The 15,108-nt window shown below is 65.7% G+C and carries 18 protein-coding genes; 4 read left to right on the top strand and 14 right to left on the bottom strand.

All coding sequences use genetic code 11. The features are described 5' to 3' along the window. Positions 1-69: 69 nt before the first annotated feature. Positions 70-249, top strand: coding sequence for a DUF1059 domain-containing protein (locus tag P3L18_RS11490; protein ID WP_276114118.1), 180 nt, complete (start codon positions 70-72; stop codon positions 247-249). 61 nt (positions 250-310) lie between these two features. Further along, positions 311-1,438, top strand: coding sequence for an EAL domain-containing protein (locus tag P3L18_RS11485; protein WP_276114117.1), 1,128 nt, complete (start codon positions 311-313; stop codon positions 1,436-1,438). Positions 1,439-1,483: 45 nt separating this feature from the next. Here the strand turns inward: P3L18_RS11485 and P3L18_RS11480 are convergent, their stop codons facing one another. After that, positions 1,484-3,313: a hypothetical protein gene (locus P3L18_RS11480; protein WP_079930633.1), complete on the bottom strand. Its 1,830-nt coding sequence runs from the start codon at positions 3,311-3,313 to the stop codon at positions 1,484-1,486. A gap of 90 nt (positions 3,314-3,403) precedes the next feature. Here P3L18_RS11480 and dtd point away from each other — a divergent pair, with 90 nt between their 5' ends. Continuing rightward, positions 3,404-3,865, top strand: coding sequence for a D-aminoacyl-tRNA deacylase (dtd, locus tag P3L18_RS11475; protein WP_079930634.1), 462 nt, complete (start codon positions 3,404-3,406; stop codon positions 3,863-3,865). Positions 3,866-3,884: 19 nt separating this feature from the next. Then, complete coding sequence (gene fdhD / locus P3L18_RS11470; RefSeq protein ID WP_079930635.1) at positions 3,885-4,727, top strand: formate dehydrogenase accessory sulfurtransferase FdhD; 843 nt, start codon at positions 3,885-3,887, stop codon at positions 4,725-4,727. Between the two features lie 34 nt (positions 4,728-4,761). Here the strand turns inward: fdhD and ugpC are convergent, their stop codons facing one another. The 13 genes from ugpC to rpsH all read right to left on the bottom strand — a co-directional run bounded on the left by ugpC (position 4,762) and on the right by rpsH (position 14,966). Next, positions 4,762-5,826, bottom strand: a complete 1,065-nt coding sequence (gene ugpC / locus P3L18_RS11465) for a sn-glycerol-3-phosphate ABC transporter ATP-binding protein UgpC (protein ID WP_276114116.1) — start codon at positions 5,824-5,826, stop codon at positions 4,762-4,764. Next, positions 5,826-7,136, bottom strand: a complete 1,311-nt coding sequence (locus P3L18_RS11460; RefSeq protein WP_006370399.1) for an ABC transporter substrate-binding protein — start codon at positions 7,134-7,136, stop codon at positions 5,826-5,828. The genes ugpC and P3L18_RS11460 overlap by 1 nt, the downstream gene beginning before the upstream one ends. A gap of 80 nt (positions 7,137-7,216) precedes the next feature. Continuing rightward, a complete protein-coding gene (locus P3L18_RS11455; RefSeq protein WP_276114115.1) occupies positions 7,217-8,137 on the bottom strand; it encodes a carbohydrate ABC transporter permease in 921 nt (306 codons plus the stop codon). Then, positions 8,134-9,051 carry a sugar ABC transporter permease gene (locus P3L18_RS11450; RefSeq protein ID WP_020170473.1) on the bottom strand — a complete coding sequence of 306 codons (918 nt, stop codon included), beginning with the start codon at positions 9,049-9,051 and terminating at the stop codon, positions 8,134-8,136. Before P3L18_RS11450 ends, P3L18_RS11455 begins: the two co-directional genes overlap by 4 nt. Positions 9,052-9,183: 132 nt before the next feature. Continuing rightward, positions 9,184-9,978, bottom strand: coding sequence for a type I methionyl aminopeptidase (gene map, locus P3L18_RS11445; protein ID WP_014360942.1), 795 nt, complete (start codon positions 9,976-9,978; stop codon positions 9,184-9,186). Positions 9,979-10,079: 101 nt separating this feature from the next. Beyond that, a complete protein-coding gene (locus P3L18_RS11440; protein ID WP_014360943.1) occupies positions 10,080-10,634 on the bottom strand; it encodes an adenylate kinase in 555 nt (184 codons plus the stop codon). After that, positions 10,631-11,953: a preprotein translocase subunit SecY gene (gene secY / locus P3L18_RS11435; RefSeq protein ID WP_006370409.1), complete on the bottom strand. Its 1,323-nt coding sequence runs from the start codon at positions 11,951-11,953 to the stop codon at positions 10,631-10,633. The genes P3L18_RS11440 and secY overlap by 4 nt, the downstream gene beginning before the upstream one ends. 334 nt (positions 11,954-12,287) lie before the next feature. Next, entirely contained in the window at positions 12,288-12,728 is a 441-nt protein-coding gene (gene rplO / locus P3L18_RS11430; protein ID WP_006370411.1) for a 50S ribosomal protein L15, read from the bottom strand. Further along, positions 12,725-12,910: a 50S ribosomal protein L30 gene (rpmD, locus tag P3L18_RS11425; protein WP_006370412.1), complete on the bottom strand. Its 186-nt coding sequence runs from the start codon at positions 12,908-12,910 to the stop codon at positions 12,725-12,727. The genes rplO and rpmD overlap by 4 nt, the downstream gene beginning before the upstream one ends. Positions 12,911-12,915: 5 nt before the next feature. Further along, complete coding sequence (rpsE, locus tag P3L18_RS11420) at positions 12,916-13,563, bottom strand: 30S ribosomal protein S5 (protein ID WP_006370413.1); 648 nt, start codon at positions 13,561-13,563, stop codon at positions 12,916-12,918. Between the two features lie 43 nt (positions 13,564-13,606). Next, complete coding sequence (rplR, locus tag P3L18_RS11415; protein WP_006370414.1) at positions 13,607-14,011, bottom strand: 50S ribosomal protein L18; 405 nt, start codon at positions 14,009-14,011, stop codon at positions 13,607-13,609. A 3-nt stretch (positions 14,012-14,014) separates the two neighbouring features. Beyond that, positions 14,015-14,551, bottom strand: coding sequence for a 50S ribosomal protein L6 (gene rplF, locus P3L18_RS11410; RefSeq protein ID WP_006370415.1), 537 nt, complete (start codon positions 14,549-14,551; stop codon positions 14,015-14,017). Positions 14,552-14,567: 16 nt separating this feature from the next. Then, positions 14,568-14,966, bottom strand: a complete 399-nt coding sequence (gene rpsH / locus P3L18_RS11405) for a 30S ribosomal protein S8 (protein WP_006370416.1) — start codon at positions 14,964-14,966, stop codon at positions 14,568-14,570. Between the last annotated feature and the right edge of the window lie 142 nt (positions 14,967-15,108).

The following is a 15,108-nucleotide window of genomic DNA, read 5'->3' as shown; positions in this document are numbered from 1 at the left end:
ATTCCGGCGTCCCGGCCTCCCATCCGAGACGGGGTACGATCCGAATACTCACCGGAAAGGAGTTCCCTGGTGAAGAGTTTCTGGTGTGGGGCTGTCATTCCCGACTGCGATACGCGTTTTGTCGGCAGCGACGAACCCGACGTGCTCAGGCAGGTGGCCGCCCACGCCGCCGGCGTGCACGGACTCGACCACCTGCCCGCCGCCACCGTCGACCGGGTCCGCCGGTTGATCTCCGACATATCCGAGTGATCGGGCGACGCGCGCAGACCGGCGGACGCGGAAAGCGATTGGTGGGATGCACCACCCTTCGGTGAGCGAGCCGGTCGACGAGCTGGATGCAGCCGTCACTGAGTTGCTCGACGCCGGCCGCGCACCGCGACTGGTCTATCAGCCCATCGTCGACATCGCGCGTCTGCGTGTCGTCGGATACGAGGCACTCAGCCGTTTTCCGGGACCCCTGCAGGCCAGCCCGGACCGGTGGTTCGCGGCGGCGGTACGCGTCGATCGGGCCATCGAGCTGGAAGCGATGGTCGTCGAGAAGGCACTCGCCGCGCGAGTGCAACTGCCGGCCAACTGTTTTCTGACGATCAACGTGGCGCCCGAGGCGCTCGTCTCGACGCCCATCCAGGAATTGTTGCAGCACACCGACCTGACGCGGGTGGTCATCGAACTCACCGAACACTCCGCGGTCCCCGATTACGATGTCGTCCGCCGAGCGGTGGCCCAGGTACGCGACCGCGGCGGTTTCATCGGTGTCGACGACGTCGGCGCCGGGTATGCAAGTCTGTACCGGATTCTGGCGATCCGGCCGGACTTCGTGAAGCTCGATCGTGAACTGATCACCGGCCTTCACAACGACGAGGCCAAGGCCGCGCTCGTCGAGATGTTCGGCGGTTTCACCAGCCGGATGGATTCGTGGATCGTCGCCGAGGGGATCGAGCAACGCGACGAGTTGCATCGGTTGGTGGAGCTCGGCGTCCCTCTGGGTCAGGGGTACCTCCTCGGGCGTCCTGCACCCGAGATGGGTTCTCTCGACCTCGATCCGAGCACCCTCGCCCCGACCATCGACCCGACAGTGACGGCGGCACCGCAGTCCACGGTGGCTCGTCTCGCGCATGCCTGCCAAACCGCACCTCTGGACTCACCCGACGGCACATTGCGTACCGCGCTCTCCGACGGTTCGACTCTTCCGCTGGTCATTCTGCTCGACTCCGGTGGTCGCCCGACACAACTGGCTCAACAGCGCGACCCGACGACGATCGAGCGGCGCGACGTGCTGCGGGTCCTCAACTCCACCGATCAGCGAGAGGCGTTGCGGCGTGCGATGACGCGACCGCGGCCGACCCGGTTCGATCCCCTCGCGTGCTGCGACATGTCCGGAGCGTTCCTCGGCGTCGTGCCAATCGAGCGGCTGATCGAAGCCCTGATCGTGGACTGAGTGGGTGGTGCGTCGGCGGGATCTCACCGGCCGATAGAGGAGTTGCTACATTCCGGCGAGCATGTCGTCGCGCCGCTTGATGATCGACGCTCGCATCTGTGAGGTCAGCAGCGTCGGGGTACCCAGTGCCATCATGTGGCCGCTGTCGTGCGGATTTACGCCGTTGGCCCGCAGGAACGGCTCGGCCCGTTGCGACACACTGCCTTTCACGCCGAACCAGTCGAGAAACTCGGCAACGGTCGTCGTCAGGAGATCCCCGCCGAGGGTGTCGTTGGCGCGCCCGATGATCCAGCCGATGGCTGCCGCCGCCCGATCGGTCGACGCTTTCCGACGAAAGATCGCAGGATCGCGGCGCGCCGCCCGGCCCAGCAATCGCCGCATGGCCGTGCGGTGTTCGACGTCGAAGAAGACCTCCGCGCTCGCATCGCAGCGCTGCCGGATCACCTCGACCACGGGCAGGATGTCCTCGGCAATTCCCGTGACGTCGAACTGTTCGTCGGGCAGCGGCTCGGCGTCGAGGCTCAGCAGCGTCGGGCGTCCGCCGACCCGTTTGTCCAACTCGCGCAGAATGAACTCTTCGAGAGATGACCCACTGGAGTCGAAACCCGGTGGATAATCGGACAGCCCGTCGAGGATCGAGGCATCCTGCCCGAGCGCGGACGCCCGGGCGAGCTGCGCCAGCAGTACGGCGTTCGATGGCCGGTCACGCCGGATCTCCTCCCGGAACTCTGCTTCGCATTCGTCGATCGCGGCGAGGGTGTCGGTGGTGGCGGCCCTGCTGATCCCGCGCTCACCGTGGCAGTAGCGGACGAAGCGGCGCATCAACTCCGGGTACCGCTGAAGCGATTCGACGTCGTCGATGATCTTGCGCGGGATGCGATCGAGCAACATGATCTCGACGACCACCGGACTCCACCGCATGGGATCCGGTGCAGCCATCCACATCAACGGTTCGAGAGCGCTGCGGTGCTCAGCGTCGTCGAGGGGCCGACCGTGGGGCGAGGCGAAGAACGCGTCGGCGAGCTCGGAGTACTCGGCGTCGGTCCACTCGCGCGGTGACGGCGCAGCACCGGCCTCAGGTAACAGCCGCAGCGCCCACTCGACCAGCGGACGGCACATCGGCCACGAGTCGGATTCGGCCGGCGGGAAAGTCATCCGACCGATCTTCATCGCCTCCTCGAGGGTCGCCCGAGCGGTACCCGCGTCGACCGGATCGCACACCACCGTGGTCATCGCTGAGGATGCGCTCTCCCGGAAATGCGCGAGCAAGTCCTCCACCGGCGCCGGAACGACGAAGGCATCCTTCACGATCGAACCCATGTTGTGGTCGACGTACACCAGGAATGAGAGCTCGTGTTCCGGCGGCCACCCGATAGTGAAGATGTAGGACTCGCCATCGCTCAGTTCGTCGCCGACGACATAGACCTCGGAGACCACACGTGCCTCGCCGAACGTGCCGAGCCACGCCGGCATGGGCTGGCGACGACCGGCCAGCGTGCGCGTGATGCGCGCCGCGAGGAGCTCGTCAGCCTGGAGTTCATCGGCAAGTAGTTCCCGGAATACCGTCAGTGCGGCTGTCGTCTCGGCGAAGGAGATCTCCACGAAGGACTCGATCAGCGTGTCGCGCGTGGCCCGATCTTCCCGGTCGGCGAGCGGATGCGGTTCGGGATCGGTGGCCTCAAGCAGCGTACTGAGGGTGACCAGCATGTCGATCGGTTCACCGGTCCGCAGCGCGAGCCGGATGCTCTGGATGAGCGGCTGCTCGTCCGCCCCTGGCATCGGTCTACCGCCGCGCCCGCCGCCCTTTGCCGAGCGCACCGGCTGCAGATGCCTACGCTTGGGATCCTTCTTCTTGCCTCGCGATCGCTTACCCATCACGGGCAGCGTACTGGCAAGCGGTCGCCGTCGTCAGGTGCTGGTGGTGCGGAGTCGACCGGGGACTATCGGTGATGGCAGGCTGTGCCCATGCGTGCTGTCATCCAGCGGGTCACCGAGGCCTCGGTCGTCGTCGACGGGAACGTCGTGGGGGAGCTCGTCATCGCACCCGGTGGCCACGGTCTGGTGGCCCTGATCGGCGTCACGCACGACGACACCGAGGCCGACGCCACCAAGTTGGCCGACAAGATCTGGCGTCTGCGGATCCTCGACGGCGAGGCCACGGGCGGGGCGCCGGCGGAGGTGTCGGCTGCCGACGTCGACGCACCGATCCTGGTGATCAGCCAGTTCACGCTGTACGCCAACACCGCCAAGGGTCGACGCCCTTCGTGGAACGCGGCGGCGCCGGGGGCGGTCGCCGAGCCCCTCGTCGATGCGGTCGTCGACGCCCTGCGGGCCGCAGGGGCGACGGTGGCCACCGGGCGTTTCGGCGCGCACATGAGCGTACGCCTGATCAACGATGGCCCGGTCACCATCATCGTGGCGACCTGACACCGGTAGCTTCGAGGTCATGGGACGTATCACCGCACGTCGCCGGGTGATCCGCGTCCGGCGCGGCGAACCCACGGCCCGCGCCGACGTGCTGGCCGTCGAGGAACCACTGGAGATCCGAATCGGCGGGCGGGCACTGGTCGTCACCATGCGCACGCCCGGCCACGACGTCGAGCTCGCGACCGGCTTCCTGGTGTCGGAAGGGCTGATCGCCCGCGCCGAGGACCTGGTCACGGCCCGCTACTGTGCAGGCGCCCAGGCCCCCGGCGAACCCAACAGCTACAACATCCTCGACCTCGCCCTGGCCGACGGGATCGGTGCGCCCGACGCCGTGCCCGCCCGACGCTTCACGATGAGCAGTGCCTGCGGAGTCTGCGGCAAGGACAGCATCGACGCGGTGACGACGGCGTCGCGATTCATCGTCGATGACGACCCGCTGGCCCTCGACGCCGGCACGGTTCTCGCACTCCCCGACCGTCTCCGTGAGGGGCAGAAGGCATTCGACCGGACCGGCGGCATCCACGCCGCAGGCCTGTTCGACGGCACCACCGGCGAGATGCTGGTGATCCGAGAGGACATCGGCCGCCACAACGCCGTCGACAAGGTCGTGGGCTGGGCCCTGGCCCAGGATCGACTTCCGTTGCGGGGCACCGTGCTTCAGGTCTCGGGGCGGGCCAGCTTCGAGCTCGTGCAGAAGGCGGCGATGGCCGGCATCCCGATGCTCTCGGCGGTGTCCGCGCCGTCCTCCCTTGCCGCGGACCTCGCCGAACGGCAGGGGATGACGCTGGCGGGGTTCGTGCGCGGTGATTCCCTGGTGCTCTACAGCCGGCCCGACCGCGTTCTGGGCTCACCGGCCCGGTGAGCAACCCACGACCCTGCTTCCGACACCGCCGCTCTCACACCCGCTCCCCCGTCTGTCCGTCGAACCAGTGCACCTCGTCGGCGACGGGCAGCAGACCGATCTCGTCGCCGACGGTGAACGTCTGCCGGTGATCGGCACGCACCACCACCCGCCCGTCGCGCACCGGCAGACCGGCTGCGCTGTAGACAAATTGCTCGGCGCCGAGTTCTTCGACCAGTTCGACCCGTGCAGTCACCGACCGCGGTGTCCCGGCCGCGACCAGCTCCCAGGATTCGGCGCGCATCCCGACCACCGCCTTCCCCGGCACCGCCCGCGGCGCCGGCAGGTCGGCACCACCGAGATCGACGTGCCCGTCGTGCACCTCGACGTCGATCAGACACATCTGTGGCGTGCCCATGAAACCGGCGACGAAGACATTGGCCGGATGCCGATAGATCTCCCGCGGCGTCCCGACCTGTTGCAGCACACCGCGATCGAGGACCGCCACCCGATCGCCCATGGTCATCGCCTCGACCTGATCATGGGTGACGTAGAGCGTGGTGGTGTCCAGCTTGCGCTGCAGCGCGGCGATTTGCGCACGTGTGCTCACACGCAGCTTCGCGTCGAGATTCGACAGTGGTTCATCCATGCAGAACACCTTGGGGTGCCGGACGATCGCCCGACCCATCGCGACCCGTTGACGTTGCCCGCCGGACAGTTTCGCGGGTTTGCGGTCGAGCAGCGCGTCGAGCTCGAGCATCGCCGCCACCTCGTTGACCCGGACGGCGGTGTCGGCCTTGCTCATCCCGGCGTTGCGCAAGGCGAAACCCATGTTGTCGGCGACCGTCATGTTCGGGTACAGCGCATAATTCTGGAACACCATCGCCACGTCACGGGACTTCGGCGGCAGACCGACGACATCGGCGTCGTCGATGAGAATGGCGCCCGATTCCACCGACTCGAGGCCGGCGACCATGCGCAGGCTCGTCGACTTGCCACAACCCGACGGGCCGACGAGCACCATGAACTCGCCGTCGGCGATCTCGAGGTCAAGGGCATCGACGGCGGGCGAACCGTCGCCGAATCGCTTGGTGGCCTTGGCGTAGGTGACCGAAGCCATTACTTGGGCAGCTTCGGCTGGATCTGGGTGGTGTAGATCTGCTCGATCTGCTTCTGCGTATCGGCCATCGTCGCGGCGACGTCGGCGTTCTGCAGACCGATCTTCTCGAAACCGGTGCCGATGATCTTGTCGCCGCCGGGAATGAACACCCGAGCGTAGTTCTGCGGCTTGGTCTTCGGCAGTTGTTCGATCGCAGTCCGGAAGTTGGGGTTCTTGTCCAGGAATGCGGTCATCGACGGCGCGGTGACCGCCGCCTTGCGCACCGGCATGTAACCGACGTTCTGCGAGAAGTAGGCCGTGTTGTCGGTGTTGGTGATGAAGTCGATGAACTTCAGCGCGTTGACCTTGCGCTCGTCGGAATTGCGGGCCGGGATGGCCAGTCCCGCACCCCCGGTCGGACAACCGATCGTGCCGTCCGGGGCCGGAAGGAACGCCGTCGAGAACCGGAATTTCGCATCCGAGGTGATGCCCGAGAGGTCACCGGTGGAGGCGACCGTCGAGGCGAGGAGTCCCGCGCTGAAATCACCGGCGATGTCGTTGGAGATCTTCGCGTACCGGTCCTTGTTGATCGTGTCGCTCAGATACTGGGCAGCGGCAACGGTTTTCGGGTCGGTGAAGGTCATCGTCCAGTCGTCGGAGTAGGCCCCACCGAAAGTCCAGGTGGGGCCTTGGAAGGTCCAGCCCAGGTAGTCCACGGCGTTGCCCCACCCGTGCGCCGACTTGCCCGAGCCCACCACCGACTGGATGCGCGGACCCCACTCGGCGAACTCCTGCCACGACGCCGGACCGCGGGCGGGCAGCCCGGCCTGGCTCCACACATCGGCGTTGTAGTAGAACAGCGGGGTCGACCGCGCGTACGGCAGCGCCCACGTCTTGTTGTTCCACTTGTAGTCGCCGACAAGGGAATCGACGTAGCCCGACGGATCGACGCCAGCCTTGCCGAAGAGGTCGTCGAGCGGTGCGATCGCACCGATCAGGGCGAAGTTGAACCACCACACATCGCTGAGGATGATGATGTCGGGCAGTGCGCCGCCCGACAGTGCGGCGTTGAACTTCTGCGCCGCCTCCTCGTAGTTCTTTCCCGCATCGATCAACTGCACCTTGATGCCCGGGTTGGCCGCCTCGAACCGCTTGATGAGTTCCTTCTCGACGTCGGTCGACTTGCCGGGATGGTTCGACCAGAAGGTCAGGTTGTTGGGATCACCGTCATTGCTCGAGCCGCCACCCGAGCCGGCACATGCAGCGAGGGCGGCCGCAGCGGCCACGGTCAGTCCGGCGCCGAGGAATCCACGGCGGGTCAAGTCGGTCATGCGCATTCTCCTGGATGTGTGATGAGTGATGAGAGTGGGTCGGGATGGTCAAACAGGTGGGGCCACAACGGTGTACGCGATCACCCCTTGACCGCACCGGAGGTCAGGCCCTTGATCATGTGGCGTTGGAGTGCGAGAAAGACGATCAGCATCGGCAGCATCGCCAGGACCGTCGCGGCCATCACCGGTCCCCAGTTGGTGACGCCGTCGTTGTTCTGCAGCTGCGTCAGTCCCACCGGCAGTGTCGCCACGCTGTAGTCGTCGGCCATCAAGAACGGCCACAGGTATTCGTTCCATTCGTTGACGAGGGTGATGAGGGCGAACGCCACCATCGTCGGAATCGACAACGGCAACACCACACGCACGAGCAACCGGATGTGCCCGGCGCCGTCCATGCGGGCGGCCTCGATGATCTCCGGTGGGATCGACAGAAAGTGGTTGCGCATCAAGAAGGTTCCGAACGCGACCCCGGCCAGCGGCACGATGATCCCGGCGAAGGTGTTGCGGAAACCGAGTTGGGCGACCAGCGAGTAGTTGGTGATGACGGTGATCTGATTTGGCACCATCAGCGCCGCGATGATCACCAGGAACACGAGGTTCTTGCCCGGGAAGCGCAAGAAGACCAGACCGTAGGCGCTGAGCCCGCCGAGCACGAACTTGATGACACCGAGGATCAGCGTGACGATCAGCGAGTTGCGCAGGAACTGCCAGAACGGCACCGAGGTGGTGGCCTCCCGGTAGTTCTCGGGATGCCACGTCGAGGGCCACCACACCGCGGGCTGTACGTAGATCTCGGATCGATCCTTGAAGGAGGTCAACACGATCCACGCCAGGGGCACCACCACGACGGCCAACGCGACGAGCATCGCGAGATAACCCAGCACCTGCACCGTCCGCCGACGCCTGCGCGCACGTACGGCAATCCGTCCGCGCTCGTCGGAGACGATCGCCCCGCCGCGTCGGTGCGCGTCCGCAACCGGTGTGTCCGTGGTCGAGGTCATCGTGCGCCTCGATCCATCAGCCGTACCTGGGCGACGGTGACCACGAGCAGGATCAGGAACATGATGGTGGCGACGGTCGCACCGTACCCGGCGCGGAAGTTGCGGAAGGTCTCCTCGTAGACCTGGTAGACCATCGTCGTCGTGCCGTTACCCAGGGGACCACCGCGGGTCATCACGTTGATGATGTCGAAGACCTGTAATGAGTTGAGCAACACGGTGATCGAAAGGAAGAACGTCGTCGGACGCAGCTGCGGCAGGAGCACCTTGCGGAAATGTGTCCAGCCCGAGGCGCCGTCGACGGCTGCCGCCTCGTCGAGATCTGCCCGTTTACCCTGTAGCGCAGCGAGATAGATCACGAACGCGTATCCGAGGTTCTTCCACACGTAGGTGACGGTGATCATGAACAGCGCCCAGTGGGGTTGCTGATAGAAGTCCGGCGCCGACCCCAGTCCGAGCCGATGCATCAGGTCGTTGATCAGGCCGAAATTCGGGTCGAACACGAACTGGAAGGCGATGCCGACCGCCGCGCCCGACAGCACGAACGGGGCAAAAACCACCGACCGCACCAGGTTTCGGCCCTTGAGCTGCCGATCGAGCAGTAACGCCAGCGCCAGTCCGAGGGCCATGCTGCCGACGACCGCGACGACGGTGAACACCACCGTGTTCACGACGATGGTCGCGGTGTCCTCACGGGTGAACCATTCGCGATAGTTCGCGAGGCCGATGAACGTCGAGCCGGGCGAGGAGATGTTCCAGTCGTAGAACGACATCCGGATGTTCTCGATCAGCGGCCGATAGGTGAACACCGCCAGCAGAACGAGATTGGGGCCCACGATGGCAAGGAACAGGGCATAGGACTTCCACGGCCGACGCCGGCCCGCGCGGGGCAGCACATGTTCGTTCACCGATGGCACCCGGCGAGTATTCAGCCGGCACCTGACCGGACGCGAACGGCTGCGTTGAGCGCCGGTGAGCGATACGTGTCCGGCAGGTGTCGCCGCCTGAATCGGATACGGCGCGTCGCCGCGGTCAGCTGGGCCGAAAGATCAGGACGGTCGGTTGGTGAGGATTCGCGGCCCGTCGGCGGTGACGGCCACGGTGTGCTCCCAATGTGCGGCACGCGAGCCGTCGTCGGTGACGACCGTCCAGTCGTCGTCGAGAACGCTTGTCTCGGTCGTGCCCAGGGTGAGCATCGGCTCGATCGCGAGGGTCGACCCGACGACGAGCAGGGGGCCCGAGCCGGGCGCACCCTCATTGGCCAGGAACGGTTCCATGTGCATCTCACGACCGATACCGTGACCGCCATAGCCGTCGACGATCCCGAACGCACGATCGAACTTTCGCTCGGCGTCGTGGGTGCCGGTCTCGATGGCGTGCGAGATGTCGGTGAGGCGTGCGCCGTCGATCATGGCGGCGATCCCGGCCTCCATCGACAGCCGGGTTGCCTCGGAGAGCTCGGCATCGGCCTGCGACAGTTCACCGACCCCGAAGGTCCAGGCCGAATCCCCGTGCCAGCCATCGAGAATGGCACCGCAATCGATCGAGACCAGATCGCCCTCGGCGAGAATGACAGTGCTCGACGGGATTCCGTGCACCACCACGTCGTTGACCGACGAGCAGATCGATCCCGGGAATCCGTGGTAGCCCTTGAACGACGGCACCGCCCCGGCCTGACGGATCACGGTCTCGGCGACCTCGTCGAGTTCGAGGGTGCTCACCCCGGGCGCTGCCGCCGCGCGCACGGCAACGAGCGCGGCACCCACGACGGCACCGGCGGCTTCCATCGCGTCGAGTTCCCCGGCGCTGCGGAACGGCACGCGCTTGCGTTTACGGAATCCCATCACCACACCTCATCCGATCGTCTCGGCTGGAAGAAAAGGCGCCGGGCCACACCGATCGTGCGGTGTGGCCCGGCGCCGGAAAATACTTGTGTCGGTGGACGTCAGGAGACGCCGGCACCGAGTGCGCTCAGCACCCGCTGATGCACGTCCTGGATGTCGCCGACCGCGTCGATCGTCTTCACCTGATCGCCGTAGTAGTCCAGCAGCGGCGCGGTCTCCTTCTGATACACCGACATCCGATTGCGGATGACCTCTTCGGTGTCATCGGCACGGCCACGGGCCAGCATGCGCTCGACGACGACGTCGGGGTCGACCACGAACGACAGCACCGCATCCAGCGAGGAATCGAGACCGTCGAGGATCTCGGCTAGGGCGTCGGCCTGCTCGGTCGACCGCGGGAATCCGTCGAGGATGAATCCCTTCGACGCATCCGGCTCGCCGACCCGGGCGCGCACCATGTCTACGGTGATCTCCGAGGGCACGAGGTCACCGGCGTCGAGATACCGCTTGGCTTCGATGCCCACGGCGGTGCCCTGTGAGATGTTGGCGCGGAACAGATCACCGGTGGAGATGTGCGGGATGCCGAGCGATTCGCTCAACAGTTCCGCCTGGGTACCTTTGCCTGCTCCGGGGGGGCCGAGAATGACAAGTCTCACTTCAGGAATCCTTCGTACTTGCGTTGCATCAATTGACTGTTGACCTGCTTCATCGTGTCCAGTCCCACGCCGACCATGATCAACACGGCCGTGCCCCCAAATGGCAGGTTCTGAACACCACCACTGTTCCCGATCTCCAGGAACAGGTTCGGCAGTACCGCGATGATACCCAGGTAGATCGAACCCGGCAGGGTGATGCGACTGAGCACATACCCGAGGTAGTCCGCGGTCGGTTGCCCCGGGCGGATACCCGGGATGAAGCCACCGTACTTCTTCATGTCATCGGCACGTTCCTCCGGATTGAAGGTCACCGCCACGTAGAAGTACGTGAAGAAGATGATCATCAGGAAGTACACGATGATGTAGACGTAGTTGCTCGGGTCGGCGAGATAGGTGCTGACCCAACGCTGCCAGCCCGACGGCGCCTCCGACGAGCTCTGCGTGAGCTGCACGATGAGCTGCGGCAGATAAAGCAGTGACGAGGCGAAGATGACCGGGATGACGCCGGCCTGGTTGACCTTGAGCGGCAGGTAGGTCGACGACCCGCCGTACATCTTGCGGCCCACCATGCGCTTGGCGTACTGCACCGGGATGCGCCGCTGGCCCTGCTCGATGAAGACCACACCGGCGACGATGATGAGCACCGCGACCACGACGAGCCCGAAGACCAGGCCGCCTCGGCTGGTGAGGATCGTGCGTCCCTCGGCGGGGATACGGGCGGCGATGCCCGCGAAGATCAGTAGCGACATGCCGTTGCCGATGCCGCGTTCGGTGATCAGCTCACCGAACCACATCACCAGGCAGGCGCCTGCGGTCATCACCAGGACGATGATCGTCAGGCCCAGGATCGACTTGTCGTTGAGGATGTTGTCGCCGCAACTCGAGGGCAGCAGGTTGCCGCGCACGGCGAGTGCCACGATGCCGGTGGACTGCAGCAACGCCAGCGCGACCGTCAGGTAGCGGGTGTACTGCGTCATCTTGGCCTGACCCGACTGGCCCTCCTTGCGGAGCTGCTCGAAGCGCGGGATGACCACCGTCAGCAACTGCACGATGATGCTGGCCGTGATGTAGGGCATGATGCCGATCGCGAACACCGACAGCTGCAGCAGTGCGCCGCCGGAGAACAAGTTGATCAGCGAATAGACCTGGTTGCCGCCACCACTGTTGATGGTGTCGATGCACTTGTGCACCTCGACGTAGTTCACGCCCGGTGAGGGAACCGTCGCCCCCAGGCGATACAGCACGATGATGCCGATGACGAAGAGGATCTTCTTCCTCAGATCGGGCGTCCTGAAGGCCGCGATGAGGGGGGAGAGCACTAATTCCTCCTAGAACGACCACGCGTCATCTTGCACCGGGTGTCCGGCTCACGTGCTCGGCAATCGACATTGATCAGTGGTTGCGGGGCAACAACGGTGAAACTCTAACAGCCGCTCGCCCGCGGCCCGTCCGACGTCTGGTGTGACGTCGTCGGCCGGGCACGGCCGTCGCGGCCGCCACCTTCCGATGGCGGCCGACGCTCGGACGTCATCCCCCCGGGCGCCGGTGACCACAATAGACGTCGTGGTCGGCCGGGTGCCCCGACGCCGAGGTCCGCAGCGGCGACGACGCGGTGTCGCATCCGCTACGGACCTCGGCTACCTGCATTTTTTCTTACTGCTCGGTCGCGCTGCCACCGGCAGCGGCGATCTTCTCCTTGGCCGATGCGGTGAATTTGTCGGCGGTGACGTTGACCGCCACACCGAGTTCACCGTCGCCGAGGACCTTCACGAGCTTGTTCTTGCGGACGGCTCCGGCGGCGACGAGCTCGTCGACGCCGATGGTGCCGCCCTGCGGGAACAGACGGGCGATGTCGCCGACGTTGACGACCTGATACTCGATCCGGTTGCGGTTGGTGAAGCCCTTGAGCTTCGGCAGCCGCATGTGGATCGGCATCTGGCCACCCTCGAAGGCGGCGGGCACGTTCTTGCGTGCCTTGGTGCCCTTGGTGCCGCGGCCGGCGGTCTTGCCCTTGGAGCCCTCGCCGCGACCCACACGGGTCTTGTCGGTCTTCGCGCCCGGAGCGGGGCGAAGATGGTGGAGCTTGATGGTCATGACTTAACCTCTTCGACTGTCACGAGGTGCGAAACCACGTTGATCAGACCGCGGTTGATCGGGGTGTCCTCGCGGGTGACCGACTTGCGGATGCCCTTGAGGCCGAGCGTCCGCAGGCTGTCACGCTGGTTCTTCTTGGTACCGATGGTGCCCTTGACCTGGGTGATCTTCAGCTGTGCCATCTCTCTCACACTCCCTGGCCGGCACGGGCGCGGAGCATACCGGCCGGTGCCACGTCTTCGATGGGGAGACCACGACGAGCCGCGACCTCTTCCGGACGCTGCAGCATCTTCAGGGCGGCCACGGTGGCGTGGACGACGTTGATCGCGTTGTCCGAGCCGAGGCTCTTGGCGAGAACGTCATGGACGCCCGCGCACTCGAGCACGGCACGCACCGCGCCACCGGCGATCACACCGGTACCGGGGCTGGCCGGACGCAGCATCACGACACCGGCGGCGGCCTCACCCTGAACCGGGTGGGTCACGGTGCCACCGATCAGCGGCACGCGGAAGAAGTTCTTGCGAGCCTCTTCGACGCCCTTCTGGATCGCGGCCGGGACTTCCTTGGCCTTGCCGTAGCCGACACCGACCATGCCCTGGCCGTCGCCGACCACCACGAGAGCGGTGAAGGAGAACCGGCGGCCACCCTTGACCACCTTGGAGACACGGTTGATCGCGACGACCCGCTCGAGCTGGTTGCGGTCGTTGTCGCGGCCACCGCGGTCACCGCCGCGACGGTCACGGCCGCCCCGGCGATCGTTGCGGTCTCCGCTTGCGTTGTTGTTGTTGTCGTTTCCGGCGGGTCCGTTTCCGCCGTCACGCTGACGTCCGGGCATCAGAGGATCCCTCCGGTCTTGGTTTGGGTACGTGTGGTCATCATCAGAACTGCAGGCCTCCCTCACGGGCGGCGTCGGCGAGCGCGGCGATCCGGCCGTGGTAGTCCTTGCCACCACGGTCGAACACGACGGCGTCGATGCCGGCGGCCTTGGCGCGCTCGGCGATCAGCTCGCCGACCTTGCGGGCCTGGGCGGACTTGTCGCCACCGGCCGCGCGGACGTCGGCCTCGATGGTCGACGCCGCGGCCAGCGTGTGGCCGGCGAGGTCGTCGATCAGCTGCACGTGGATGTGGCGGCTGCTGCGCTTGACCGCGAGACGCGGACGCACCGGCGTGCCGGCGACCTTCTTGCGCAGGCGGAAGTGACGACGGTTGGTCGCGGTGCGACGGCGGGTCGACACATCCTTGCCGAGGGGCTTGCGGACTGTCTTGGCTGCTGTATCACTCATGGCTTACTTACCCGTCTTTCCGACCTTGCGACGGATCTGCTCGCCTTCGTAGCGAATGCCCTTGCCCTTGTACGGGTCCGGGCGACGCAGGCGGCGGATGTTCGCCGAGATCTGGCCGACTTGCTGCTTGTCGATACCCGACACCGAGAACTTGGTGGGCGACTCGACGGCAAAGGTGATGCCCTCGGGAGCCTCGATCGGCACGGGATGGCTGTAACCGAGCGCGAACTCGAGGTCCTTGCCCTTGGCCTGGACGCGGTAGCCGACACCGAAGATTTCCATCTTGTTGGTGTAGCCCTTGGTCACGCCCTCCACGAGGTTGGCGACCAGCGAGCGGTTCAGGCCGTGCAGGGCACGGTTGCGGCGCTCGTCGTTGGGCCGGGTGACCACGATGGTGGCGTCTTCCTGCGCGACGGTGATCGGCGCGGTGACGGTGTGGCTGAGTTCGCCCTTGGGTCCCTTGACGGTGATGGTCTGGCCGTCGATGGAGACGGTGACGCCCGCGGGGATCTCGATCGGGTTCTTACCGATACGCGACATGTTTGTGTACCTCCCCTTACCAGACGTAGGCGAGGACTTCGCCGCCCACGCCCTGGTTGGCTGCCTGGCGATCGGTGAGCAGACCGGACGACGTGGAGATGATGGCCACGCCGAGGCCACCCAGGACCTTGGGCAGGTTGGTGGACTTGGCATACACCCGCAGACCCGGCTTGGACACGCGGCGCAGACCGGCGATGCTGCGCTCCCGCGAGGGGCCGTACTTGAGGGCGACGACGAGGTTCTTGCCGACCTCCGCATCTTCGGTGCGGTAGTCGGTGATGTAGCCCTCACGCTTGAGGATCTCGGCGATGTTCACCTTGATCTTCGACGAGGGAAGAGTCACCTCGTCGTGGAACGCCGAATTGGCGTTACGCAGACGTGTCAAGAAGTCTGCGATCGGGTCAGTCATGGTCATGGTTGACCGTCAACCTTTCTCGTAGCGGTTCCCATACAGCGCCGGTCAGCGATGTGACTCCAGAGGATCGCTCCCCTGACCTGCGGTGGGCCTTCCACGAAGTGGATAGTTGTTATCTGTTCTCGTCGCCGATGCCCTTGGC

Source organism: Gordonia sp. N1V (assembly GCF_029269935.1).
Taxonomy (GTDB): domain Bacteria; phylum Actinomycetota; class Actinomycetes; order Mycobacteriales; family Mycobacteriaceae; genus Gordonia; species Gordonia polyisoprenivorans.
The sequence above is the reverse complement of the archived record's forward strand: the minus strand, read 5'-3'. Positions and strand labels throughout refer to the sequence as shown.

Excerpts from the sequence above, each read along its gene's own strand:
- rplO (WP_006370411.1), bottom strand. The coding sequence starts at position 12,728 with ATGACCATCAAGCTCCACCATCTTCGCCCCGCTCCGGGCGCGAAGACC.
- map (WP_014360942.1), bottom strand. The coding sequence starts at position 9,978 with ATGGGATTCCGTAAACGCAAGCGCGTGCCGTTCCGCAGCGCCGGGGAA.
- rpmD (WP_006370412.1), bottom strand. The coding sequence starts at position 12,910 with ATGGCACAGCTGAAGATCACCCAGGTCAAGGGCACCATCGGTACCAAG.
- P3L18_RS11480 (WP_079930633.1), bottom strand. The coding sequence starts at position 3,313 with ATGGGTAAGCGATCGCGAGGCAAGAAGAAGGATCCCAAGCGTAGGCAT.
- dtd (WP_079930634.1), top strand. The coding sequence starts at position 3,404 with ATGCGTGCTGTCATCCAGCGGGTCACCGAGGCCTCGGTCGTCGTCGAC.
- P3L18_RS11460 (WP_006370399.1), bottom strand. The coding sequence starts at position 7,136 with ATGACCGACTTGACCCGCCGTGGATTCCTCGGCGCCGGACTGACCGTG.
- P3L18_RS11455 (WP_276114115.1), bottom strand. The coding sequence starts at position 8,137 with ATGACCTCGACCACGGACACACCGGTTGCGGACGCGCACCGACGCGGC.
- fdhD (WP_079930635.1), top strand. The coding sequence starts at position 3,885 with ATGGGACGTATCACCGCACGTCGCCGGGTGATCCGCGTCCGGCGCGGC.
- ugpC (WP_276114116.1), bottom strand. The coding sequence starts at position 5,826 with ATGGCTTCGGTCACCTACGCCAAGGCCACCAAGCGATTCGGCGACGGT.
- rplF (WP_006370415.1), bottom strand. The coding sequence starts at position 14,551 with ATGTCGCGTATCGGTAAGAACCCGATCGAGATCCCCGCGGGCGTCACC.
- rplR (WP_006370414.1), bottom strand. The coding sequence starts at position 14,011 with ATGAGTGATACAGCAGCCAAGACAGTCCGCAAGCCCCTCGGCAAGGAT.
- rpsE (WP_006370413.1), bottom strand. The coding sequence starts at position 13,563 with ATGCCCGGACGTCAGCGTGACGGCGGAAACGGACCCGCCGGAAACGAC.
- rpsH (WP_006370416.1), bottom strand. The coding sequence starts at position 14,966 with ATGACCATGACTGACCCGATCGCAGACTTCTTGACACGTCTGCGTAAC.